This is a genomic window from Paraburkholderia sp. (assembly GCF_036488795.1).
In the GTDB taxonomy this organism is placed as follows: Bacteria; Pseudomonadota; Gammaproteobacteria; order Burkholderiales; family Burkholderiaceae; genus Paraburkholderia.
The window spans coordinates 20,283-42,823 of sequence record NZ_DASXHA010000043.1 but is presented as its reverse complement, the minus strand read 5'-3'; the positions used below and the strand labels follow the sequence as shown (position 1 = coordinate 42,823).

General features: G+C 63.6%; 18 protein-coding genes. 6 read left to right on the top strand and 12 right to left on the bottom strand.

The window, feature by feature from the left end; all coding sequences use genetic code 11:
- The first annotated feature begins 39 nt into the window (after window positions 1-39).
- Window positions 40-987, top strand: a complete 948-nt coding sequence (locus VGH41_RS05330) for a sugar-binding transcriptional regulator (protein ID WP_331596299.1) — start codon at window positions 40-42, stop codon at window positions 985-987.
- An 80-nt stretch (window positions 988-1,067) separates the two neighbouring features.
- Here the strand turns inward: VGH41_RS05330 and VGH41_RS05325 are convergent, their stop codons facing one another.
- The 6 genes from VGH41_RS05325 to VGH41_RS05300 all read right to left on the bottom strand — a co-directional run bounded on the left by VGH41_RS05325 (window position 1,068) and on the right by VGH41_RS05300 (window position 7,142).
- Window positions 1,068-2,177 carry a sn-glycerol-3-phosphate ABC transporter ATP-binding protein UgpC gene (locus tag VGH41_RS05325; RefSeq protein WP_331596298.1) on the bottom strand — a complete coding sequence of 370 codons (1,110 nt, stop codon included), beginning with the start codon at window positions 2,175-2,177 and terminating at the stop codon, window positions 1,068-1,070.
- A gap of 105 nt (window positions 2,178-2,282) precedes the next feature.
- Window positions 2,283-2,987, bottom strand: coding sequence for an HAD family phosphatase (locus VGH41_RS05320; RefSeq protein WP_331596297.1), 705 nt, complete (start codon window positions 2,985-2,987; stop codon window positions 2,283-2,285).
- Complete coding sequence (locus tag VGH41_RS05315; protein WP_331596317.1) at window positions 2,984-3,793, bottom strand: carbohydrate ABC transporter permease; 810 nt, start codon at window positions 3,791-3,793, stop codon at window positions 2,984-2,986. Before VGH41_RS05315 ends, VGH41_RS05320 begins: the two co-directional genes overlap by 4 nt.
- 56 nt (window positions 3,794-3,849) lie before the next feature.
- Window positions 3,850-4,785, bottom strand: coding sequence for a sugar ABC transporter permease (locus tag VGH41_RS05310; protein ID WP_331596296.1), 936 nt, complete (start codon window positions 4,783-4,785; stop codon window positions 3,850-3,852).
- Window positions 4,786-4,958: 173 nt separating this feature from the next.
- Window positions 4,959-6,281, bottom strand: coding sequence for a sugar ABC transporter substrate-binding protein (locus VGH41_RS05305; protein ID WP_331596295.1), 1,323 nt, complete (start codon window positions 6,279-6,281; stop codon window positions 4,959-4,961).
- A gap of 78 nt (window positions 6,282-6,359) precedes the next feature.
- Entirely contained in the window at window positions 6,360-7,142 is a 783-nt protein-coding gene (locus tag VGH41_RS05300) for an L-iditol 2-dehydrogenase (protein WP_331596294.1), read from the bottom strand.
- A gap of 244 nt (window positions 7,143-7,386) precedes the next feature.
- On the opposite strand from VGH41_RS05300, the gene VGH41_RS05295 reads away from it, so the two are divergent.
- The 4 genes from VGH41_RS05295 to VGH41_RS05280 are packed head-to-tail and all read left to right on the top strand — an operon-like array spanning window position 7,387 to window position 10,607.
- Entirely contained in the window at window positions 7,387-7,884 is a 498-nt protein-coding gene (locus VGH41_RS05295; RefSeq protein WP_331596293.1) for a Fur family transcriptional regulator, read from the top strand.
- A 40-nt stretch (window positions 7,885-7,924) separates the two neighbouring features.
- The gene (locus VGH41_RS05290; protein ID WP_331596292.1) at window positions 7,925-8,875 is read left to right on the top strand and encodes a metal ABC transporter solute-binding protein; all 951 of its coding nucleotides are present in this window, start codon (window positions 7,925-7,927) and stop codon (window positions 8,873-8,875) included.
- A gap of 12 nt (window positions 8,876-8,887) precedes the next feature.
- On the top strand, window positions 8,888-9,832 hold the full coding sequence (locus VGH41_RS05285) for an ABC transporter ATP-binding protein (RefSeq protein ID WP_331596291.1): 945 nt from the start codon (window positions 8,888-8,890) through the stop codon (window positions 9,830-9,832).
- Window positions 9,825-10,607 (top strand): metal ABC transporter permease, encoded by a 783-nt coding sequence (locus VGH41_RS05280; RefSeq protein WP_331596290.1) that lies wholly within the window; start codon window positions 9,825-9,827, stop codon window positions 10,605-10,607. The genes VGH41_RS05285 and VGH41_RS05280 overlap by 8 nt, the downstream gene beginning before the upstream one ends.
- Window positions 10,608-10,671: 64 nt before the next feature.
- Here the strand turns inward: VGH41_RS05280 and fghA are convergent, their stop codons facing one another.
- The 3 genes from fghA to VGH41_RS05265 form a co-directional block, all read right to left on the bottom strand.
- Window positions 10,672-11,517, bottom strand: a complete 846-nt coding sequence (gene fghA, locus VGH41_RS05275) for an S-formylglutathione hydrolase (RefSeq protein WP_331596289.1) — start codon at window positions 11,515-11,517, stop codon at window positions 10,672-10,674.
- 29 nt (window positions 11,518-11,546) lie between these two features.
- Window positions 11,547-12,653 (bottom strand): S-(hydroxymethyl)glutathione dehydrogenase/class III alcohol dehydrogenase, encoded by a 1,107-nt coding sequence (locus VGH41_RS05270; RefSeq protein ID WP_028197996.1) that lies wholly within the window; start codon window positions 12,651-12,653, stop codon window positions 11,547-11,549.
- Between the two features lie 218 nt (window positions 12,654-12,871).
- Window positions 12,872-14,299: a xylulokinase gene (locus VGH41_RS05265; RefSeq protein ID WP_331596287.1), complete on the bottom strand. Its 1,428-nt coding sequence runs from the start codon at window positions 14,297-14,299 to the stop codon at window positions 12,872-12,874.
- Window positions 14,300-14,731: 432 nt separating this feature from the next.
- On the opposite strand from VGH41_RS05265, the gene VGH41_RS05260 reads away from it, so the two are divergent.
- Window positions 14,732-16,144 (top strand): nucleobase:cation symporter-2 family protein, encoded by a 1,413-nt coding sequence (locus VGH41_RS05260; protein ID WP_331596316.1) that lies wholly within the window; start codon window positions 14,732-14,734, stop codon window positions 16,142-16,144.
- 134 nt (window positions 16,145-16,278) lie between these two features.
- On the opposite strand, the gene VGH41_RS05255 is transcribed toward VGH41_RS05260, so the two are convergent.
- From VGH41_RS05255 to VGH41_RS05245, 3 genes are read right to left on the bottom strand one after another with little or no spacing between them, the layout of a single operon-like run.
- Window positions 16,279-17,799, bottom strand: coding sequence for an efflux transporter outer membrane subunit (locus VGH41_RS05255; protein ID WP_331596286.1), 1,521 nt, complete (start codon window positions 17,797-17,799; stop codon window positions 16,279-16,281).
- Window position 17,800: 1 nt separating this feature from the next.
- Window positions 17,801-21,010 (bottom strand): efflux RND transporter permease subunit, encoded by a 3,210-nt coding sequence (locus tag VGH41_RS05250; protein ID WP_331596285.1) that lies wholly within the window; start codon window positions 21,008-21,010, stop codon window positions 17,801-17,803.
- A 15-nt stretch (window positions 21,011-21,025) separates the two neighbouring features.
- A complete protein-coding gene (locus VGH41_RS05245) occupies window positions 21,026-22,258 on the bottom strand; it encodes an efflux RND transporter periplasmic adaptor subunit (RefSeq protein WP_331596284.1) in 1,233 nt (410 codons plus the stop codon).
- Between the last annotated feature and the right edge of the window lie 283 nt (window positions 22,259-22,541).

Sequence of the window (22,541 nt, the reverse complement as noted above, 5' to 3'; positions counted from 1 at the left end):
CGACTGCCTATCCTCGGCGCACATCAAAAGAAGCCTATCGTGCCCAAGTCCAACGAAAAACTCGACCTCGCCACTCGCGCCGCCTGGCTCTACTACGTGGCCGGCAACACCCAGAACGAGATCGCCGAGAAGCTGCAGGTTTCGCGCCCCGTCGCGCAGCGGCTGGTCGCGTTCGCCGTCGAGAAGAACCTGATCCGGGTGCGGGTCGACCATCAGCTGGCCGACTGCCTGTCGCTCGCCGAACAGTTGTCGAAGCGCTATGGACTGACAATGTGCGAAGTGGTGCCGGTCGACAGCGACACGCCCGAGGAAATCGACCGCAAGCTGGCCGTCGCCGGCGCGCAGGTGATGGAGCGCTACCTCAACGAAGAAAAGCCGATGGTGATCGCCGTCGGAAGCGGCCGTACGCTGAAAGCCGCGGTCGATCAGATCGCGCAGATAGAGCGTCCGCAGCACCGGCTGGTATCCATGGTAGGGGCGATCGCCCAGGACGGCTCCTCGAACCGCTATGACGTCGCGCTGCACATTTCGGAGAAGACGGGCGGCAAGCATTTTCTGCTGCCGGCGCCGCTGCTCGCCGACAGCATCGCCGAACGCGCCCAGTGGTGCAATCACCGCCTGTACCGGATCGTCGAAGCGCTGACGAGCGAGGCGGATGTCGCGTTTGTCGGGATCGGCAATGTCGGGCCGCACTGTCCGCTGCACGAGGACGGCTTCATCACCGGCGCGGAGGTCAAGGAACTGGTCCAGCGCAAGGCGGTGGCCGAGATGCTGGGGTTGCCCATCGACGCCTCCGGTATGCACGTCGATTCGCCCACCGGCGATCGCGTCACCAGCGTCGCGCTGGATTCGCCGCCGCGCCGTCCGACAATCGGCTTCGCCGGCGGCATGCACAAACACGACGCAGTCATTGCGGTGCTCAAGGGCGGCTGGCTGTCGGGGCTGGTGACCGATGAGCTGTGCGCGCGAGCCGCGCTGGGGGCGTAGCCCGAAAAGAAACAGGCGGCCGCTGGCCGCCTGAACCGACACCGCATCGGACGCAGCGTGCGCCGCGTCCTTTCACCTCATCAAGCCGCCAGCACTTCCACGATCTTGCGCTGGAACGCTTGCCCGTTAGCGTCGAACAGATGGCAATGCTCGGGCGTGGCGCCGAGCTTTTGCATATCACCCTTGGTTTGCCGTTGAAGCGGCGGAATGCGCGCAATCAGGCCCTCCGGCGAAACGCTCGATTCCGCGTACAGATACGCCGCGTCACCAAGCGATTCCACCGCCATCGTGCGAGCCGAAACACCGTCGTCAGCCGCGCCCACGTGCAGATGTTCAGGACGAATGCCCACCGTCACCTTGTCGCCCACCTTCACCGCGCCCGGTTCCACCGCCACACGTTGCGTTTCGCCGGTTTCGTAGCGCACCGTGACGCCGTCGTGCGTGACCGACTGCACCACGCCTTCCATGAAGTTCATCTTGGGCGAGCCGATAAACCCCGCGACAAAGCGGTTGGCCGGCGCGTGATACAGCATGGTCGGCGAGCCGACCTGCTCCACATTGCCCGCTGACAGCACCACGATCTTGTCGGCGAGCGTCATGGCCTCGACCTGATCGTGCGTCACGTAGATCATGGTGGTCTTCAGTTCGTCGTGCAGACGGGCGAATTCGAGGCGCATCTTTACGCGCAACGCGGCGTCCAGATTCGACAGCGGTTCGTCGAACAGGAACACCTTCGGCTTGCGCGTGATGGCGCGGCCAATCGCCACCCGTTGCCGCTGACCGCCTGACAACTGCTTCGGCTTGCGATCCAGCAGGTGATCGATGTGCAGGATCTTCGCCGCATTGCGCACCGCCGCGTCGATCTCCGGCTTCTTGGTACCGGCGAGCTTCAGGCCGAATGCCATGTTGTCGTACAGCGTCATGTGCGGATACAGCGCGTATGACTGGAACACCATCGCAATGCCGCGCTTGGCCGGCGGAATGTCGTTCACGCGCGTGCCGTCGATATTCAGGTCGCCGTCGGTGATGTCTTCGAGGCCGGCGATCATGCGCATCAGCGTGGATTTTCCGCAGCCGCTCGGGCCGACGAACACGACGAATTCACCGTCCGCGATGTCGAGGTTGATGTCGCGCATCACTTCGTTGTCGTCGTAAGCTTTTCTGATGTTCCGCAGCGTTAAGCTTGCCATGATGTGTCTCCGTGTGTTGCTGGTACTACGTTGATCTGCTGAAGGGTTCTGCGCGCGCCGTCTTGCTGCGTCGTCGGTACAACCCGTTTCAATCCGATACTGCGCTCATTGCGATTCCGCCGTCACGCGCTGGGTCCATTGCGCCACCAGTGCCGGTAACTGCGTCATGTCGTCGAACACATGAGCCGCGCCCGCCGCGTGCAGCGCATCGATCTGCGCCTCGCTCGCATGACCGCCGCCAATAAAGCCCAGCACCGTCATACCCGCCGCGTTGGCCGCGGTCACACCGGTCACGCTGTCTTCCACGACCAGACACGCCGTGCTTTCCACGCCGAAGCCGCGCGCCGCCGCCAGATACACGTCCGGCGCAGGCTTCGGCTGAGCCACCGAATCCGCACAATACAGCCGCTCGCCGAAAAACTGCTTGAGACCCGTGCGCGCCAGCACCGTCTCGACATACGGCCTGAAACTGTTGCTTGCGCAGGCCTTCGTCAAGGGAATCTGCGCGAGCGCTTCGGCGATGCCGGCCACCGCGGGTGCCTGAACTGCCGCTTCTTCGACCGCGCGCCGTATCGTGTCGACGTCTTCGGCGGACAGGGTTCTGCCCAGCCGGGCGGCGGCGCCGTCCAGCACGCGTTCGATGCGCAAGCCCAACAGCGGCAGAACCACCGGTTCGACATCCGACCCCGGCCAGCGCGCCTCGAGTTCGTGCACCAGCGTGCGTGCCGCCACGGCTTCGCTGTCGATCAGGACACCGTCGCAATCGCAGATCAGCGCGAGATTCGCTTCCGTTACAGGGCCTACGGTCATTTAACCGCCCCGAACGTGAGGCCGCGCACCAGTTGCTTCTGCGACAGCCAGCCGACGATCAGGATCGGCGCCACCGCCAGCAACGAAGCCGCCGACAGCTTGGCCCAGAACAGGCCTTCCGGACTCGAATACGACGCAATGAACACCGTCAGCGGCGCGGCATTCGAACTGGACAGGTTGATGCTCCAGAACGCTTCGTTCCACGACAGGATCACCAGCAGCAGCGCCGTTGATGCGAGACCCGGCAATGACATCGGCATCAGCAGATAGACGATTTCCTGCCAGGTCGCCGCGCCGTCGATACGTCCGGCTTCGAGAATGTCGCGCGGAATTTCGGCAAAATACGTGAAGGTCATCCACACCGCGATCGGCAGATTGATCAGCGTATAGACGATGATCAGACCCGACACCGAATCGAGCAGCCCCGAGTTCTTCCACAGCAGATAGATCGGCACCAGCACGCCGACCGACGGCATCATCTTGGTCGACAGCATCCACAGCAGCAGTTTCTGCGTGCGGCGCGTCGGGAAGAAGGCCATCGCATAGGCGCACGGCACGGCAAGCAGCAGACACACGATCGTGACACCCGCCGAGATCAGCACCGAATTCCACGCAAACGAGAAGTAGTTGCTACGGGCGAACACCTCACGAAAACTGTCCAGCGTGGGAATGAAGAACAGTGACGACGCGTACGCCTGCTGCTCGGTCTTGAATGCGGTGATCGTCATCCAGAAGATCGGGAAAAACAGCAGCAGCGCGATGATCCACGCGAGCACCCCGGGAAGCGCACGCTTGACGACGGCCATCGGCGAATGCGTCGAGCTTTTCACGCTCGTGGTAACAGGTGAAGAGGCAACGTGGCTCATTTTTCGTACTCCCCTTTCAGGTTCTTCGCGAGCATGCGGACAAGGAAGAACGACACGATATTCGCCAGCACGACCGCGAGAATCCCGCCCGCCGAGGCCAGCCCGACATCGAACTGCTGCAGGCCGAGCGAATAGATCAGGTACGACAGGTTAGTGGTTGCCGTGCCCGGGCCACCGCCGGTGGTCGTATAGATTTCAGCGAAGATCGACAGCAGGAAAATGGTTTCCATCATCACCACCACCGCAATCGCCCGTTTGAGGTGAGGCAGCGTGATGTAGAAAAACATCGAAAAAGCGCCGGCACCGTCAATCTTGGCCGCTTCCTTCTGCTCCTGGTCGAGCGACTGGATCGCCGTGAACAGAATCAGGAACGCGAACGGCAGCCACTGCCACGACACGATCATGATGATCGCGGTGAGCGGATAGTCGGCGAACCAGTCGATCGGCTGCATGCCGATGGCGCGCATGCCCTGTGCGATCAACCCGTACACCGGGTGCAGGATCATGTTCTTCCAGATCAGCGCGCTGACGGTCGGCATCACGAAGAACGGCGCAATGGCGAGCAATCGTGCCACGCCCTGGCCGTAGAACTTCCGGTCGAATAGCACCGACATCAACACACCGCCCACCACCGTGATCACCAGCACGGAGATGATCAGTTCGAGTGTGTGCCCGATGGACGGCCCGAACGACGGATCGGAAGCCAGGTATTTGTAGTTGTCGATCCCGGCAAAACCTTTCTCGTCGGGATTGAGCAGGTTGTAGTGCGAGAACGAGAACCAGATTGTCATCGCGAGCGGAATCGCCATCCACAGGACCAGCACGGCCGTGGACGGCGCGGCCAGCCAGCGTGCGGAATTGGCTTTACGCGTTTCGCGTTCTTTTTCAGTCTGGGGATGGGCATGCATGAGAGAAAGGCGCAGAGGACGCATGATGTGACCACCTGTTCGGTAAAGCGCGGGACATCGCGGCTGCTTTGGCTTGAGCGTCATCTCGAGTCGCGCAGCAACGCTGCGCGGCGTGGGATCAGACACTCAGGTTGCAACCGTGACGGCCCGCTGTGCTGCAGGGGCCGGCCAACTGGCGTCAGCCGGCGTGTTTCACGTCACTTCAGATAGCCGGCCTGACGCACCGCGCGCTCGGCTGTGGCCTGCCCGGCCGCCAGCGCCTGATCGACGGTCATCTGACCGGCAACCGCGCCCGAGATGCTCTGACCCACCACCGTGCCAAACGACTGGAACTCAGGAATCCCGACGAACTGCACACCCGTATAGGGCACCGGCTTCGCTGTCGGATGGTTCGGATCAGCCGTTTCGATCGCCTTCAGCACGAAGTCTGCGAACGGAGCCGCAGCCTTGTACTCGGGACGCGCGTACGTCGATTGCCGCGTTCCCGGAGGCGCCGAGGCCCAGCCTTCGTCCTTCGCGACCATTTCGATGTATTCCTTCGAAGTGGCCCATGCGATGAACTTCTTCGCCGCGTCGGCCTGCTTCGACGACTTCGGAATGGCGAGCGCCCAGGCCCACAGCCAGTGCGCGCCGTTCGGCGTCACTTCGGTCGGGGCAGCAGCGAAACCCACCTTGTCGGCGATCTGCGATTGCTGCTTGTTGTACAGCATGCCGGCGGCCACCGTCGCATCGATCCACATCGCGCACTTGCCCGAGGACATCAGCGTCAGGTTTTCGTTGAAGCCGTTCGAGCTGGCTCCCGGCGGGCCGTCTTTCTGCAGCAGGTTGACGTAGAAGGTGATGGCCTTCTTCCATTCCGGCGAGGTGAGCTGCGGCTCCCACTTCTCGTTGAACCAGCGGCCGCCGAAGGTGTTCACCACCGTCGTCGCATAGGCCATGTTCTCGCCCCAGCCAGCCTTGCCGCGCAGGCAGATGCCGTACATGCCGTTGGCCTTGTCGGTCAGCTTGTCGGCGAATTGCTGGATCTGGTCATAGGTCGGCTGATCGGGCATGGTGAGGCCCTTCGCCGCGAACAGGTCCTTGCGGTAGTAAGTCATCGAGCTTTCGACGTAGAACGGCAGCGCGTACAGCGAGCCGTTGTACGACAGCCCTTCGCGCGCCGTCTTCACGACGTCGTTCAGATCGTAGCTGGCGGGCAGATTGGTGATCGGCGTGAGCCAGCCGCGCTTGCCCCATTGCGGAGTCTCGTAAGCGCCGATGGTCATCACGTCGAACTGGCCGCTGCCGGTCGTGATGTCAGTCGTGGCGCGCTGGCGCAACACGTTTTCTTCGAGGATCACCCAGTTGAGCTTGATGTCCGGATTGGCCTTCTCAAACGCGGGCGAGAGCTTCTTCAGCTCGATCATGTCCGGATTGTTCAACGTGGCGATGGTCACCGTCGCGGCCGACGCGCTCAGTGCTGCGCACGCCAGCGCCGCGGCGCTGATCGCTTTCAGCGTAGGTTTAAAGGCTGGTTTCATCACTTGTCTCCTTTCTAGTACGTTATGTTTTGCTGCGTTGTTATACCAACGGGGTGTTGAGCGGGCTTGCGCCGTGCGTTAGCTCATCCAGTTGCCGCCGTCGACGTTCAGGGTTTGCGCGGTGATGTAATCGGCGTCGGCCGAAGCGAGAAACAGTGCCGCACCGGTCAGGTCAGCGGGCACACCCATGCGGCCGAGCGGCACAGCTTCGCCGACCAGACGTTTTTTCTCGCCCAGCGGGCGATTCTCGTAACGGGCGAACAGCGCGTCGACCTGCTCCCACATGGGCGTGTCGACCACGCCAGGGGCAATCCCGTTGACGTTGATCTTGTGCGGCGCCAGAGCGAGCGCAGCCGACTGTGTATAGCTAAGCACCGCAGCCTTGGTCGCGCAATAGTGCGAAACCAGTGCTTCGCCGCGCCGGCCGGCTTGCGATGACATATTGATGATCTTGCCGCCCTGCCCCTGCTCGACCATCCGCTGCGCGACGGCCTGCATCAGGAAGAACATGCCTTTGACGTTGACGGCGAACAACCGGTCGAACACGTCCCACGATTCGTCGAGAATCGGACGCATGTCGAACAGCGCGGCGTTATTGAAGAGGATGTCGATCTGACCGAAACGCTCGATGGTGCTCGCGACAATACGCTGGATGTCCTCACGGCGTGTGACGTCGGCGCTGAGGGTCAGCACGCGCTCGCCGTCCGTGTCGCGCAGAGCGTGTCCGAAGGCGTCGGCGGACTTGACGTCGACCAGCACGCAGCGCGCACCTTCGTCCAGGTACCGGCGGGCCACCGCTTCACCGATTCCGCTTGCCGCACCTGTGAGGATCGCTACCTTGCCTTGCAATCGCGCTGTCACTGCGTGTCTCCGGTTCGTTTCGAGTCTGCACCGCGCGGTGAGCGAACGCTCTGCACGCGAACAATTGCTCTGTTTGTGATCGAATGATCGGATACGCATCCGGTCATGTCAAGGCGGGAAACAAGATTTCGATGGTGCAGCGCGGCAGGACCGAGGTGGGATCCATGACAAATTATCTAGATACGTTATATCATTGCACTCCCGCTTCATTGCCAAGTCCAACTTGATCGACCGGAGCCCCGCCATGGCACCTTTGCCCGCCGAACGGCACGCTGCGACGCTGGCGCGCGCAGACGCGCTCGCGAACCAGCGCGGTCTCGCGCTTACGCCGCTGCGCCGTCAAGTGTATGCGGCGATCGTGACCAGTGAGCGGCCGGTCGGCGCGTACGACCTGCTGGCGGCACTCGAACCGCAGCGCGGCCGGGTGCCGCCCACGACGGTCTATCGCGCGCTCGAGTTTCTGGTCGAGCATGGCTTCGTGCACCGGATCGAATCGAAGAACGCGTTTGTTGCCTGCTGCGCGCTGGATCGCCCGCATCAAGGCCAGTTCCTGATCTGCGAAACCTGCGGCGAAACCGTCGAGATTCCGGGCGGCGAACTGGCCGAGCAGCTCTCGAATAGCGCGCCCGCGCACGGTTTCGAAGTGCATCACCAGGTTGTCGAACTGAGCGGCGTGTGCGCCGCCTGCAAGAACCATCCAGCGGACGATTTGGCCACAGCGCGCCGGCCGCATCGCTCGTAACGTCTGTCGTTCACCCAATTCTCAAGGACCAGGGAAGTCGATGAAAGCAATCAGCCTGAAGTGGAACGGGGCGCGCCGCGCGCTCAACCTGTCGAAGTTTCTGGCGGCCGCCGCCGCGGCGTTCGCCTTCGGCCATGCCGCCTTTGCGCAGGAAGCGAAGATCAACGTGGTCGCCGCGGAAAATTTTTACGGCGACGTCGTGCATCAACTGGGCGGCGAGCACGTGGCGGTCACCAGCATCCTGAGCAATCCGGATCAGGACCCGCACCTGTTCGAAGCCAGTCCCAAGACCGCCCGCGCGCTGCAGAACGCGAGCCTTGTGGTCTATAACGGCGCCGACTACGATCCGTGGATGGCAAAACTGCTGAACGCTTCGAAGGACGCAAAGCGCACGACGATCGTGGCGGCCGATCTGGTCGGCAAGAAAAGCGGCGATAATCCGCACCTCTGGTACGACCCGGCCACGATGCCCGCCGTGGCCCGCGCCGTGAGCGCGGCGCTCGTGACGGCTGACCCGGCGCACAAGTCGGCGTACGATGCGAACCTCGCGAAGTTTCTCGATTCGCTGAAGCCGATCGACGCCAGGGTGGCCGAGCTGCACGGGCGCTACGCCGGCCTGCCGGTGACGGCAACCGAGCCGGTGTTCGGCTATATGTCGGACGCAATCGGCCTGAGCATGCGCAATCTACGCTTCCAGCTGGCGACGATGAACGACACGGAAGCGAGCGCGTCGGACATCGCCGCGTTCGAGCAAGACCTGCGCCAAAAGCGCGTGCGCGTTCTGATCTATAACAGCCAGGCAACCGAAGCCCTGACCAGACGCATGTTGAAACTCGCCCAGCAATCGCACGTTCCGAGCCTGAGCGTCACGGAGACTGAACCGGCCGGCAAGACTTACCAGACGTGGATGCTGTCGCAACTCGACGCGCTCGCAAGCGCGCTCGCCGCGGGAGATGCGGGGGCGGCCGCGAGCACGCCAGCGGGTAAATAAAGGAATCAGGCAATGAATCAGACTGGCCAGTCGGCGCCGGGAATCGCGGCCAAACCCGCACCTGTGCTCGAGCTCGATAACGTGACCCTCGAACTGGGCGAGCGCGTCATCTTGCGCGACACGAGCTTCACGGTGAATCAGGGTGAGTTCATCGGCGTGCTCGGGCCGAACGGCGCGGGCAAAACCACGCTGATGCGCGCGGTGCTCGGCCTCGTGCCGGCCTCGCGCGGCACGATCCGCGTGCTCGGCCAGCCAGTGGTGCGCGGCAATGCCTCGATCGGCTATATGCCGCAGACGCGCAGCGCGCTCGCGGGGCGCCGCGTGCGCGGCCGCGATTTCGTCGCCATGGCCGCCGACGGCCATCGCTGGGGTCTGCCGCATGCGGACGCGAAGACGCGTGCGGACATCGAACGGGTACTGGATCTGGTCGGCGGCCGCGCGCTCGCCGAACGGCCGTTGTCGGAACTATCGGGCGGCGAGCGCCAGCGTCTGCTGCTCGCGCAGTGCCTGCTTGGCAACCCGCAACTGCTGCTGCTCGACGAGCCGCTGATCAGTCTCGATCCGCATCATCAGAAGAGCGTGGTCGAACTGGTGCGCAAGGTGCAGCAGGAACTCGGCATCGCCGTGCTGTTTTCGGCGCATGAGCTCAACCCGCTGCTGCATGCGCTCGATCGCGTGCTGTACCTGGGCAGCGGTGTGGCGGCACTCGGCACGGTTGATGAGGTGATCACGAGGCCGGTGCTGTCGCGGCTCTACGGCTCGACCATCGACGTGATGCGCGTGAACGGCCGCATCTTCGTGATGTCGGGCGACGTCGAAGTAGAAAAGCACGATCACGAGCACGAAGACGACGCGCACGATCACGGCGACGGTGCGGGCCACGCACACGCGCATTCGCATGGTCACTCGCACTCACATCATCAGGCCTCACGCGACGGACACACGAACGATGTTTGAATACGATTTCATGGTGAACGCCTTCGCGGCATCGGGGATCGTCGCGGTGCTGGCGGGGATCGTCGGTTACTTTCTGGTCATGCGCGGCCAGACCTTCGCCGGCCACGCGCTCTCGCACGTCGGCTTCACCGGCGCGACGGGCGCGGTGCTGATCGGCATCTCGCCGATCTGGGGGATGATCGGCTTCACGCTCGCGGCCGGCGTCGGTATGGGCGCCCTGGGTGAGCGTCTCGCCGGACGCGACGTGGCGATTGGTGTGATCCTCTCGCTCGCGCTGGGCTTTGGCTTGCTGTTCCTGCACTTCTTTACGGCGTATGCGACCCAGGTGACGGCGCTGCTGTTCGGCAACGTGCTGGGTGTGAATGCGTCCACGCTCGGCGTGCTGGCCGGACTTGGCATCTTGAGTCTGCTTGCCCTTGCCGCGATCATGCGGCCGCTGCTGTTCGCTTCGCTGCAGCCGGAACTGGCGGAAGCCAAGGGTGTGTCGTTGCGGCTCGTGTCGGTGCTGTTTCTGGCGATTGCCGCACTGGCTGTGGCGGCCTGCACCCAGATCGTCGGCGTGCTGCTGGTGTTCACGCTGATGGTGGGTCCGGCAGCCGCGGCCCAGAACCTCACTACGCGGCTTTCTGTCGGGCTGGTGCTCGCGGCATTGCTCGCGCTGGTGCAGGCGTGGGTCGGCTTGACGCTCGCGTTTTATACGGATTGGCCCACGAGTTTCTGGATCACTGCACTCGCGGCGCTAGTGTATGGCGGGAGTTTGCTGGGGCGGCGGTAGCCAGGCAGGAGGCGCGGTTCGCCCGGAGTTCCAGGCGAACCGCATGCTTTGAAGCGTCAACGCCTCAAGCCAGCAGCACCTTCGCATGATGCGCGAGGTGATCCTCGATAAAGGTCGAGATGAAGTAGTAGCCGTGGTCGTAGCCTTCATGGCGACGCAGCGTCAACGGCTGACCCGCCGCCCGGCACGCCGCCTCGAACACGTCGGGGTACAGCTGTTCGGCAAGGAACTGATCCGACAAGCCCTGATCGATCAGAATGCCTTCCGCGAACTTGTGCGACGCGCGCGCCACCAGTTCGCTCGAGTCGTACTGCTTCCACGCTTCACGGTCCTCGCCCAGATATCCCGAGAACGCCTTCTCGCCCCACGGACAGCGCGAGGGCGCCGCGATCGGCGCAAACGCCGACACCGAGCGGTAGATATCCGGGTTGCGCAGCGCCATCATCAGCGCGCCGTGGCCGCCCATCGAATGTCCGAAGATGCCGAGCCGCTCGCCGTTCACCGGCAGATTCGCCAGCACTGTTTCACGCAGTTCGTCACGCACGTACGAGTACATGCGGAAGTGCCTGGACCACGGTTGCTGGGTTGCGTCGACATAGAAGCCTGCTCCCACGCCGAAGTCCCACGCCGCGCTCTCGCCCGGAATGCCCGTACCGCGCGGGCTCGTGTCCGGCGCAATCAGCGCGATGCCGTGCTGCGCGGCAAAGCGCTGCGCGCCGGCCTTGATCGGGAAGGTCTCTTCGGTGCAGGTGAGACCCGCCAGATAGAACAGCGCCGGCACCTTGCCCTGCGAGGCCTGCGGCGGCAGGTACACGGAAAAACGCATCGGCAGGCCGATCAGCCCCGAGTCATGCCTGTAGATACGCTGCACGCCGCCGTAGCAGGCGTGCGAGGCGAGAAGTTCGAGCATTGCGCGCTCCTTCGTTGATCCAGCGCGAGTTAGTACAGCACGACCGAGCGGATCGATTCGCCCTTCTTCATCAGGTCGAAGCCTTCGTTGATGCGTTCGAGCGGCAGACGATGCGTGATCAGATCGTCGATATTGATCTTGCCTTCCATATACCAGTCGACGATCTTCGGCACGTCGGTGCGGCCACGCGCGCCGCCGAACGCCGAGCCTTTCCACTCGCGGCCCGTCACCAGCTGGAACGGCCGCGTGCTGATTTCTTCGCCCGCCGCCGCCACGCCGATGATGAACGACTGCCCCCAGCCCTTGTGCGTGCACTCCAACGCCTGACGCATCACCTTGGTATTGCCGATGCATTCGAACGAGTAGTCCGCGCCGCCATCGGTAAGTTGCACGATGTGGTCGACCACGTTCTCCACTTCATTCGGGTTGATGAAGTGCGTCATGCCGAACTTCTTCGCCAGCTCGACGCGGCCCGGATTCAGATCCACGCCGATGATCTTGTCCGCGCCCACCATCTTCGCGCCCTGGATCACATTCAGGCCGATGCCGCCCAGCCCGAACACCACCACGTTCGCGCCGGCTTCGACCTTCGCCGAATACACGACGGCGCCCACGCCCGTCGTCACGCCGCAGCCGATGTAGCAGATCTTGTCGAACGGTGCGTCCTCACGAACCTTCGCCACCGCGATCTCCGGCACGACGATGTAGTTCGAGAACGTAGAGGTGCCCATGTAGTGAAACAGCGGCTTGCCGTCCAGCGAAAAGCGCGAAGTCGCGTCGGGCATCAGGCCCTTGCCTTGCGTCGAACGGATGGCCTGGCACAGGTTGGTCTTGCGCGACAGGCAGAACTTGCACTGCCGGCATTCCGGCGTGTACAGAGGAATGACGTGATCGCCCTTCTTCAGGGTGCCGACGCCGGGCCCGACATCGACGATCACGCCCGCACCTTCGTGGCCGAGAATGGCCGGGAAGATGCCTTCCGGGTCCGCGCCCGACAGCGTGTAGTAATCGGTATGGCAAATGCCCGTGGCCTTTACTTCGATCAGCACTTCACCGGCGCGCGGCCCTTCCAGATCGACTTCTTCGATCGTGAGCGGTGCGCCTGCTTTCCAGGCAATTGCTGCTTTCGTCTTCATGGTGAATGCTCCTGTAGTTCGCTCAAATCCTGCCCTGCGTCCGGGACCTTTGCTGACGCGGTCATGCGGTGATGCGCGCGCACCATGCTTCAGGCGCCCGGGCGCGTGTCTCGTGCTGCGTGTTGCACAACGGGCGCATATGATCGCCGAAAATCGCGACGCACGTATTCGAGCCAGCGTCACGCCCTCGCCTGCGGACGACCTCGGATCACCTTCGGTCACTCGTCCCGCGGCGCCGCGAACCAGTCTTCGACGCGCCCATACAGATCGATGAAGCGCTCATAGCGATCAGCGAGCGCCGCATCGTTTTGCGGAGCCGCGACGCGGGTCGCCGCCGGTGCCAGCGCGGCGAGTTCGCCCGCCTGCCAATGGCCGCTTGCGAGGCCGCCCAGCAGAGCCGCGCCGCGTGCCGCCGCATTCGGACAATCGAGCGCATACAGCTCGACGTTCAGCGCGTCGGCAAGCAGCTGACGCCAGCGAGCATCCACCGAGCCGCCGCCTGCGAGGCGCAGCGAGGCCACCGCCGCACCGCTCGCGCGAATCGCATCGAGCCCGGCGCGCACCGAGAACGCGACGCCCTCGAACGCGGCCCGCATCATCGTGCCGCGCGTGTGTCCGAGTGCGAGACCCAGCCAGCCGCCGCGTGCGGACGGATTGAGCCATGGCGTACGTTCGCCCGTGAGATAGGGTAGAAATGCAAGGCCCGGCGCGGCATCTGCCGCGAAGGCGTCGGCATAGGCATGCGTCCATTCGTAGGCGAGCCAGCCGCGCACCGTTTCGAGCGCGACGCCGACGTTCTGCATGGCCGCCATCCGATACCAGTGATCGCTCGCCGCGCGATAGCGATGCAGTCCCTGCGCGGCGGCCGGCGCCTCGCTCGCGAGCACGACAATCTGACCGCCGGTGCCGGTCGTGAGCAATGCGTCGCCGTCCTGCGCGAGGCCGCTGCCGAGCGCCGCGCACGGCGTATCGCCGGCGCCGACCGCGAGGGTGATGCCGGCGCGCAACCCGAGCGCAGAGGCCGCTTCCCGTGACAATATGCCGCCCGCCGCATACGACGGCGCGAGCGGCGCGAACCATTGCTGCGGCAATTCCAGCTGCTCGAGCTGCGTGCCGTCCCACACGCCGGCTGGGTCGGCCAACGCGGTGGCGCACGCATCGGAAGGATCGGTGACGAAAGCGCCGCCAAGCGCGACGCGCAGCCAGTCCTTCGGCTGCAGCGCCCAGCGTGTCGCGCGTGCCGACGCCGGTTCGTGCAGCACGATCCAGCGCAGCAACGGCCCCGCCATTCCCGGCGCGACAGGGTTGGGTTGCGGCGCCGGCCATTGATCGAGCAGACCGAGCGCGCGCGTGTCGGGCCAGAGCATCGCGGGACGCACGGCTTGCCCGTGCGCGTCCGTGAGCACGACACCATGCATCTGCCCGGAGAAGCCAATCGCCTCGACGCTGTCGCGCAGCTCAGCGGGCAAGCGCGCCGCTGCTTCGCACAGCGCGCGCCACCAGGTTTCGACGCGCGTTTCCGCCCAGCCGGGATGCGGCGTTTCGATTGCATACGCCACGCTCGCCGCCGCCTGTTCGCGGCCGCTACCGTCGACGATTGCAAGTTTGAGTGAACCGGTGCCAAGGTCGATGCCGAGAAAGCTCATGAGCGAGAAGGTATCTGGTTGAGCGCAGCGAGCCTGAGTGCGCAGACGAAGTCGAAAGCAAACGCGGCCATGAAGAGACCGCTGGAACGGTATTCTGCCGCATCGCCGCTGCGGCTCAGCGAGGCGCCGATTGCGGGTTAACCCAGCCACCCGGCAGATGGCATTGAAACCGCACTATGCGCCTGCTTGAATACACCTCATGGATTCTTACACATATCGCTTCGCGCATCGCCACTGTGCCGATCCGGACGCGGCACCGTGCCAAGGGGCTCGCAGGCGATTTGCCCGGCTCGCGCATTTCGATTGGCTTTCAAAACAGTCCCATGCATATGCCCATCGGGAAGCCGGGAATAGCCCCCAGTGGTCTTGTTGCGCTTTTTCTCTCCACATACCTTGGAGTCATCCCAAATCATGAAGATGGAGAGAGACAACATGCAATCGAATGCGACTCACCCGTGTGACGAACGACTGCCCGCTGGCCAGTTGCTCACGCTCGGCATTCAGCACGTACTCGTCATGTATGCGGGCGCGGTTGCGGTGCCGCTCATCGTTGGCAGCGCGCTCAAGCTGCCCAAGGACCAGATCGCGTTCCTGATCAGCGCCGACCTCTTCTCCTGCGGTATCGCCACGTTGATCCAGACACTCGGCCTGTGGATCTTCGGCATTCGCCTGCCGGTCATCATGGGTTGCACGTTCGCGGCCGTGGGTCCGATGGTCGCCATCGGCACCAATCCGAGCCTCGGCATTCTCGACATCTTCGGCTCAACCATCGCGGCGGGTGTGGTGGGGATCCTGCTCGCGCCCGCGGTCGGCAAGCTGCTGCGGTTCTTTCCGCCGGTGGTGATCGGCGTGGTGATTTCGGTGATCGGACTTTCGTTGATGGAAGTGGGCATCAACTGGGCGGCCGGCGGCGTCGGCAACCCGGACTATGGCAACCCGGTGTATCTCGGCCTGTCGCTCGTCGTACTCACGCTGATCCTGCTGATCAACAAGTTCGGCAAGGGCTTCATCGCCAATATATCCGTGCTGCTCGGCATCGTTGCGGGCTTCGTGATTGCGGCACTGCTCGGCCGCGTCAACATGGAAGGCGTGACGGCCGCGCCGTGGGTCGGCATCGTGATGCCGTTCCACTTCGGCCTGCCGCATTTCGATCCGCTCGCCATTGCCACGATGGTCACGGTAATGTTCGTCACCTTCATCGAATCGACCGGCATGTTCCTCGCGGTCGGCGACATGGTGGAGCGGCCCGTCGACCAGAAGACGCTGGTGCGCGGGCTGCGCGTCGACGGTCTCGGCACGCTGATCGGCGGCATCTTCAACTCGTTCCCGCACACGTCGTTCTCGCAGAACGTCGGGCTGATCGGCGTGACGGGGGTGAAGAGCCGCTTCGTCTGCGCGATGGGCGGCGTGATTCTGGTGCTGCTGGGTCTCTTTCCGAAGATGGCGCAAGTCGTCGCTTCGGTGCCGGCCTTCGTGCTGGGCGGCGCGGGCATCGTGATGTTCGGCATGGTCGCGGCGAACGGCATCAAGGTGCTGTCGAAGGTCGACTTCGTGAAGAACTCGCATAACCTGTTCATCGTTGCAGTGAGTATCGGTCTGGGACTCGTGCCGGTAGTGTCGCCGCACTTCTTCGCGAAACTGCCGTCTGCGTTGTCGCCGCTGCTGCATAGCGGGATTCTGCTGGCGTCGGTGTCAGCAGTCGTGCTGAATCTGGTGTTCAATGGCGCGAAGGGCGAACGCGCGGCGAAGTGCGACATCCGCCGCGCTGGGCGTGATTTCGACGGACGCGGCGGTCACGAAGACCCCGCCGGCGACGAGATGCTGCGCGCGGCGGATTTGCATTGAGGGGAAGGGCTGCGCGGGACGCGAATAAAACCGCGCTGTAATGCAAAACGCCACGGCATGCCGTGGCGTTTTGCTTTGCTACGTCAGCGAGAAGCGGGCCCCACCAAAGCGGGCCGCCCTCGCCTGTGCTGCTGTCAGTTTGCCGAAGACGCCGAGGCTGCCGCCGGCACGCTGGCCGCACTGTAGTCGACTGCTGCATCGGCCGGACGCGGCTGGTCGCCGTTCCGCTCGATCCAGCCGCCGCCAAGTGCCTGATACAGATCCACCAGGTTCGTCAGCCGCGCAACGCGTGCCGAAATCAACGCCTGCTGCGCCGAATACAGATCGGTCTGCGCCGTCAGCACCAACAGGTAGCTGTCCACGCCGTTGCGATAGCGCAGGTCTGACAGGTCGAGCCGGCGCTGTTCCGCGAAGGTGTCGCGTTCGAGCGCCGCGATCTGCTCGTCGTACGTGCCGCGTGCCGCCAGACCGTCCGCCACTTCGCGGAAGGCCGTCTGGATCGCCTTTTCGTACGTCGCAACCTGAATGTTCTTCTGCACGTTAGCGAGGTCGAGGTCAGCCTTGTTCTTGCCACCGGTGAAGATCGGCAACGTGATGGTCGGCGTGAAACCCCAAGCCGCCGAACCCGGCTTGAACAGACTGCCCAGCGTCGGGCTCAGCGTACCGAAGTTGCCGGTCAGCGAGATCTCCGGGAAGAACGCCGCACGCGCCGCGCCGATATTCGCGTTGGCCGCGAGCAGGTTCTCCTCGGCCTCCATGATGTCCGGACGACGCGTCAGCAGATCGGACGGCAGACCCGCCGGAATATCCGTGAGCAGATCCTGGCTGTCGAGCGTCACGCCCGGCGGCAGATCGTCCGGCAACGGTTCACCGACCAGCAGCACCAGCGCGTTGACCGCCTGGGCACGCAGGCGCGCCTCCTGCTGGTAGTTCGCGCTGGCCTGTTCGACCACGGTTTGCGCCTGGCGCAGATCAAGCTCGGAACCCGTGCCGTTGTCGAACTGCAGCTTGGTGATCCGATACGATTCCTGCGCCGTCTTCAACGTGCCTTCGGTGACCTTCAGCAGATCGTCGAACGACAGCACCGTCAGATACTGGTCCGCCACCTGCGAGACGAGCGAGATTTCCGCCGCCTTGCGAGCCTGCGCCGTGGCCAGATACTGATCCAGCGCCTGGTCCTTCAGGCTTTGGATCCGGCCGAAGAAATCGAGCTCCCACGAACCGCTGACGCCCACCGAATATTCGTTCGTGATCGTCTGGTTGAAGAAAGACAGATCTTTCGGCGTACGCGATTTGGTCTGCGAACCGACTGCGTTGATGGTCGGCATAAGCCCGGCACGCGTGATCTGGTATTGCGCGCGCGATGCCTGGATATTCAGCACCGCGACGCGCAGATCGCGGTTGTTCTTCAGCGAAATTTCGATCAGCCGCTGCAGGCGCGGATCTGTGAAGAAGTCGCGCCAGCCGATGTCGGCCGCAGGCTTGGCATTCGCACTGCGCGTGCCGTTGTCGGCCGCGCCGGGCTGCGTTGCGTAAATGCCTTGCGCCGGAAACTGAGCCGATACCGGCGCGGCCGGCCGCTCGTACTTCGGCTCCAGCGTGCAAGCCGCAGCGAGGAACGCAACCGCCAATGCGATCAAAGAGTGTTTTTGCATCTCAATGTCCTTCCTTGCCCGAGTCGTTGCCGCTCTGAGCGCCGCCTTGCGGCTCATGAGGATGGTGCTCGTTGTAGTGCGCGATCGCCTCATCCGGGTCTTCCTGCTCGCCGCCGAACTTCGCGCGGATCACCACGAAGAACATCGGGATCATGAAGATGGCGAGGAAGGTTGCGGTCAACATGCCGCCGATCACACCGGTGCCGATGGCGTGCTGGCTCGCCGAGCCGGCGCCGTTACTGATGGCAAGCGGCATCACGCCCAGAATAAACGCGAGCGATGTCATCAGAATCGGGCGCAGCCGCAAACGCGCCGCTTCCATGGCCGCTTCGACCGGCCCCATGCCCTCCCCCTGCTGCAGCTCGCGGGCGAATTCCACGATCAGAATCGCGTTCTTCGCCGACAGCCCCACCGTGGTCAGGAGACCCACCTGGAAGAACACGTCGTTCTCGAGGCCACGCAGCGTGGCGGCAAGCAGAGCGCCCAGCACGCCGAGCGGCACCACCATGATCACCGAGAACGGGATCGACCAGCTTTCATACAAGGCCGCGAGACACAGGAACACCACAAGGATCGAGATGCCGTACAGGATCGGCGCTTGCGAACCGGACTGGATTTCCTGGAACGACAGACCCGTCCATTCGTAGCCGATACCCGCGGGCAGTTTCGCCGCAATGGCTTCGACTGCCTGCATGGCCTGGCCGGTACTCTTGCCAGGCGCCGCCGCACCCTGGATTTCCACTGCGGAAATACCGTTGTAGCGCTCCAGCTTGGGCGAACCGTAGGCCCACGTACCGCTTGCGAACGACGAGAACGGCACCATCGTGCCCGCGTTGTTACGCACGTACCAGTCGCTCAGATCTTCCGGGTTCATACGGAACTGCGCGTCACCTTGCAGATACACCTTCTTGATCCGGCTGTCCGTATCGAGGAAGTTGTTGATGTACGCAGAGGCCCATGCAATCGAGAACGTCTGGTCGATCGTGGCGAGCGACACGCCGAGCGCGGAGGCCTTCTCGTGGTCGATCGTCACGTTGAACTGCGGCGTGTCGTTCAGGCCGTTCGGACGTACCTGCGCCAGCACCGGATCTTTTGCTGCCATCCCCAGTAACTGGTTACGCGCGGCCATCAGCGCCGCATGACCCACGCCTGCACGGTCTTCGAGTTCGAAGTCGAAGCCCGCAGCCGTGCCCAGTTCAGGAATGGACGGCGGATTCACCGGGAACACCAGCGCGTTCTTGTACCCCGCGAACTGCATGTACAAACGGCCCACCAGTGCCTGGACCTTCTCGTCGGCATGCTGACGCACCGAATAGTCCTTCATCCGCACGAACACGAGACCCGCATTCTGGCCACGACCGGCGAAGCTGAAGCCGTTCACCGTGAAGACGGATTCGACGATGCCCTTCTCTTTGTCGAGCAGGTAGTCGGAAATGTCCTTCAGCGCGTGTGCCGTGGTTTCCTGGGTCGAGCCTGACGGTGTCTGCACCAGCACGAACATCGTGCCCTGATCTTCATCCGGCAGGAACGACTTCGGCAGACGCACGAACAGCATCCCCACCGCGACGATCACCACCAGATAGATGATGAGCCAGCGGCCCGAGCGCTTGATCACGTGCGCGACGCCGTCGTGATACTTGTCGCGGCTGCGGTCGAACGTGCGGTTGAACCAGCCGAAGAAGCCCTTCTTCTCTTCGTGGTGCCCCTTCGGGATCGGCTTGAGAATCGTCGCGCACAGCGCCGGCGTCAGAATCAACGCCACCAGCACGGACAGCACCATGGCCGACACGATGGTCAGCGAGAACTGCCGGTAAATTGCGCCCACCGAACCGCCCGACAATGCCACCGGCACGAACACCGCCGACAGCACCAGCGCGACGCCAACCAGGGCGCCCGTGATCTGGTCCATGGCCTTGCGGGTCGCCTCGCGTGGCGACAAGCCCTCTTCGGCCATCACCCGCTCGACGTTTTCCACCACCACGATGGCATCGTCCACCAGCAGACCGATTGCCAGCACCAGCCCGAACATGGACAGCGTGTTGATCGAGAAGCCCACCACGTTCATGATCGCGAACGTACCCAGCAGCACCACCGGCACCGCAATCGTCGGAATCAACGTGGCGCGCAGGTTCTGCAGGAACAGGTACATCACGAGGAACACCAGCACGATACCTTCGAGCAGCGTCTTGATCACTTCCTCGATGGACAGGCGCACGAACGGCGTCGTGTCATACGGGTACTTCACGACCAGACCGTGCGGGAAGTACTTCGACAGCTGATCGACCTTCGCACGCACCGCCTTCGCGGTCGCGAGAGCATTCGCACCGGTTGCGAGCTGAATGCCGAAACCCGCGGTTGGCTGGCCGTTGTACTTGGTGTCGAAGTTGTAGTTTTCGCCGCCCAGCTCGATTCGCGACACGTCCTTCAGCAACACGCGCGAGCCGTCCTGATTCACCTTCAGCAAGATGTTGCCGAACTGCTCGGGCGTGCTCAGCAGGGTCGCTTCGCTGATCGTGGCCTGCAGCGCCTGCCCCGGCACCGACGGCGTGCCGCCGAGCGAGCCGCCCGCGACCTGCACGTTCTGCGCGGTAAGCGCCGTCTGCACGTCGACTGGGGTGAGACCGAAGTTGGTGAGCTTGTTCGCATCCAGCCAGATGCGCATGGCGTACTGCGAGCCGAACAGCGTGACCGTACCCACGCCGTCGATCCGGCTAACCGGATCTTCGACATTCGACGCGACGTAGTTCGCGAGGTCGTACTTGCTCATGCTGCCGTCCGTCGACACGAACGCCATCACCAGCAAGAAGCTGCTGCTCGACTTGGTGACCTTCGTGCCGAGCTGCTGCACGGCTTGCGGCAACAGCGGCGTGGCGAGCTGCAACTTGTTCTGCACCTGCACCTGCGCGATGTCGGGATTGGTGCCGGCTGCGAACGTCAGCGTAATGGTGGCGGTACCCGAGTCGTCCGAGGTGGACGACAGATACAGCAAGTGGTCGAGACCACTCATCTGCTGCTCGATCACCTGCGTGACGGTGTTTTCAACCGTCTTCGCCGATGCACCCGGGTACGTTGCGCTGATCTGCACGGCCGGCGGGGCGATGGTCGGATATTGCGCGATCGGCAGGACGAAGATCGACGCGATACCCGCGAGCATCAAAATGATGGCGATCACCCATGCAAAGATCGGGCGATCAATGAAAAACTTTGCCATGAAACAGGCTCCCTGTTATTGCGCGCCTGATGCAGCAGAGGCACCCTGGGCGGTCTGAGCAACGCTGGCGACCGGCGCTGCTTCAGCGGAGGCGTCGGAGGCGGCGGCAGCGGGCAACTGGGCCGCGACTGTTTTGACTTCCATGCCCGGACGTGCCTTGTCGGTGCCTTGCACGATCACGCGGTCGCCCGCGCTCAGGCCGCTATCGACCACCCAGTTCGTGCCGTAGGTACGCGAGGTGACGAGCTGACGCAGCACGACCTTGTTGTCCGGGCCGACCACCAGCGCGGTCGGCGTGCCCTTCTGGTCATGCGTGACGCCGATCTGCGGCACGATGATCGCCTTGTCGTTCACGCCTTCTTCGATGCGCGCCCGCACGAACATGCCCGGCAGCAGGACGCGGTCCTTGTTCTGGAATAGCGCGCGCACCGTGACCGAGCCGGTGCCCTGGTCGACCGTGACGTCGCTGAACTGCAGCTTGCCCTGCTCCGAATAGGTACGGCCGTCTTCGAGAATCAGCGTGACCCTGGCGGCATTCGGGCCGCTCGTTTTCAGACGCCCTTCCTGCACTTCGCGGCGCAGCTTCAGGCCGTCGAGGCTCGATTGCGTCAGGTCGACGTACATGGGGTCGAGCTGCTGCACCGTCGACATCAGCGTGGCGGCGCTTGCCTGCACATACGCGCCCGGCGTGACCTGCGAAATGCCGACCTGGCCGCTCACCGGCGCGACGACATCGGTGTAGCCGAGGTTGATCTGCGCGGTGTCGACCGCCGCCTTGCCCGATGCGACATCCGCCGCCGCCTGGCCTTCCGAGGCCACGGCGTTGTCGTAGTCCTGCTTCGAGACCGCGTTGGCCGCGACCAGCACCTTGAAGCGGTTGGCTTGCGCCGTCACTGAAACGAGGTTGGCCTCGGCCTTCGCCAGGGTTGCCTTGGCACTGTTCAGCTGCGCGATATACGGCGCCGGGTCGATCTTGTAGAGACGCTGTCCTGCCTTGACGTCATTACCTTCGGTGAATTCGCGTCGCAGCACGATGCCGTCCACCCGCGCGCGCACCTGCGCCACGAGGAACGCATTGGTACGGCCCGGCAATTCGGTGATGACGGGCACAGCCGTCGGTTCAACGGTGACGACGCCGACTTCGGGCGTTTGTTGCGGCGGGGCCGATTGTTTTGGTCCGCACGCTGCCAGAAACACGGCAGCCGTCGCGGCACTGATTAAGCGGAATGGAACCCGTTCGACGCGCATGGAGCGACCTCTGTCAAAGACTGAGAATGAAAAAGTGCGCGCGTCCCTACCCCGGGGACAGCAGCGCACACATGCGTCTCGCGACGCAAGACCGGAAACCCGTTGATGCGGACTCGCGGCATCCACGGCAATGAGTGCAATCTGGAAATGCCACGCGGCGCCGGCCGTTTTGACACGACGCCAAGCGTTTTGAAAGACAACAGTGACGGATATTAACCGCCCGCCACGGCTGGGGCTATCCGTTCGATAGGGTGCTATTATATATACATCCGCGAATGCATGT

Coding starts and splice junctions, on each gene's coding strand:
- VGH41_RS05325 (WP_331596298.1), bottom strand. CDS start 2,177: ATGGCAAGCTTAACGCTGCGGAACATCAGAAAAGCTTACGACGACAAC.
- VGH41_RS05320 (WP_331596297.1), bottom strand. CDS start 2,987: ATGACCGTAGGCCCTGTAACGGAAGCGAATCTCGCGCTGATCTGCGAT.
- VGH41_RS05315 (WP_331596317.1), bottom strand. CDS start 3,793: ATGGCCGTCGTCAAGCGTGCGCTTCCCGGGGTGCTCGCGTGGATCATC.
- VGH41_RS05310 (WP_331596296.1), bottom strand. CDS start 4,785: ATGCGTCCTCTGCGCCTTTCTCTCATGCATGCCCATCCCCAGACTGAA.
- VGH41_RS05305 (WP_331596295.1), bottom strand. CDS start 6,281: ATGAAACCAGCCTTTAAACCTACGCTGAAAGCGATCAGCGCCGCGGCG.
- VGH41_RS05295 (WP_331596293.1), top strand. CDS start 7,387: ATGGCACCTTTGCCCGCCGAACGGCACGCTGCGACGCTGGCGCGCGCA.
- VGH41_RS05290 (WP_331596292.1), top strand. CDS start 7,925: ATGAAAGCAATCAGCCTGAAGTGGAACGGGGCGCGCCGCGCGCTCAAC.
- VGH41_RS05285 (WP_331596291.1), top strand. CDS start 8,888: ATGAATCAGACTGGCCAGTCGGCGCCGGGAATCGCGGCCAAACCCGCA.
- VGH41_RS05280 (WP_331596290.1), top strand. CDS start 9,825: ATGTTTGAATACGATTTCATGGTGAACGCCTTCGCGGCATCGGGGATC.
- fghA (WP_331596289.1), bottom strand. CDS start 11,517: ATGCTCGAACTTCTCGCCTCGCACGCCTGCTACGGCGGCGTGCAGCGT.
- VGH41_RS05270 (WP_028197996.1), bottom strand. CDS start 12,653: ATGAAGACGAAAGCAGCAATTGCCTGGAAAGCAGGCGCACCGCTCACG.
- VGH41_RS05265 (WP_331596287.1), bottom strand. CDS start 14,299: ATGAGCTTTCTCGGCATCGACCTTGGCACCGGTTCACTCAAACTTGCA.
- VGH41_RS05260 (WP_331596316.1), top strand. CDS start 14,732: ATGCAATCGAATGCGACTCACCCGTGTGACGAACGACTGCCCGCTGGC.
- VGH41_RS05255 (WP_331596286.1), bottom strand. CDS start 17,799: ATGCAAAAACACTCTTTGATCGCATTGGCGGTTGCGTTCCTCGCTGCG.
- VGH41_RS05250 (WP_331596285.1), bottom strand. CDS start 21,010: ATGGCAAAGTTTTTCATTGATCGCCCGATCTTTGCATGGGTGATCGCC.
- VGH41_RS05245 (WP_331596284.1), bottom strand. CDS start 22,258: ATGCGCGTCGAACGGGTTCCATTCCGCTTAATCAGTGCCGCGACGGCT.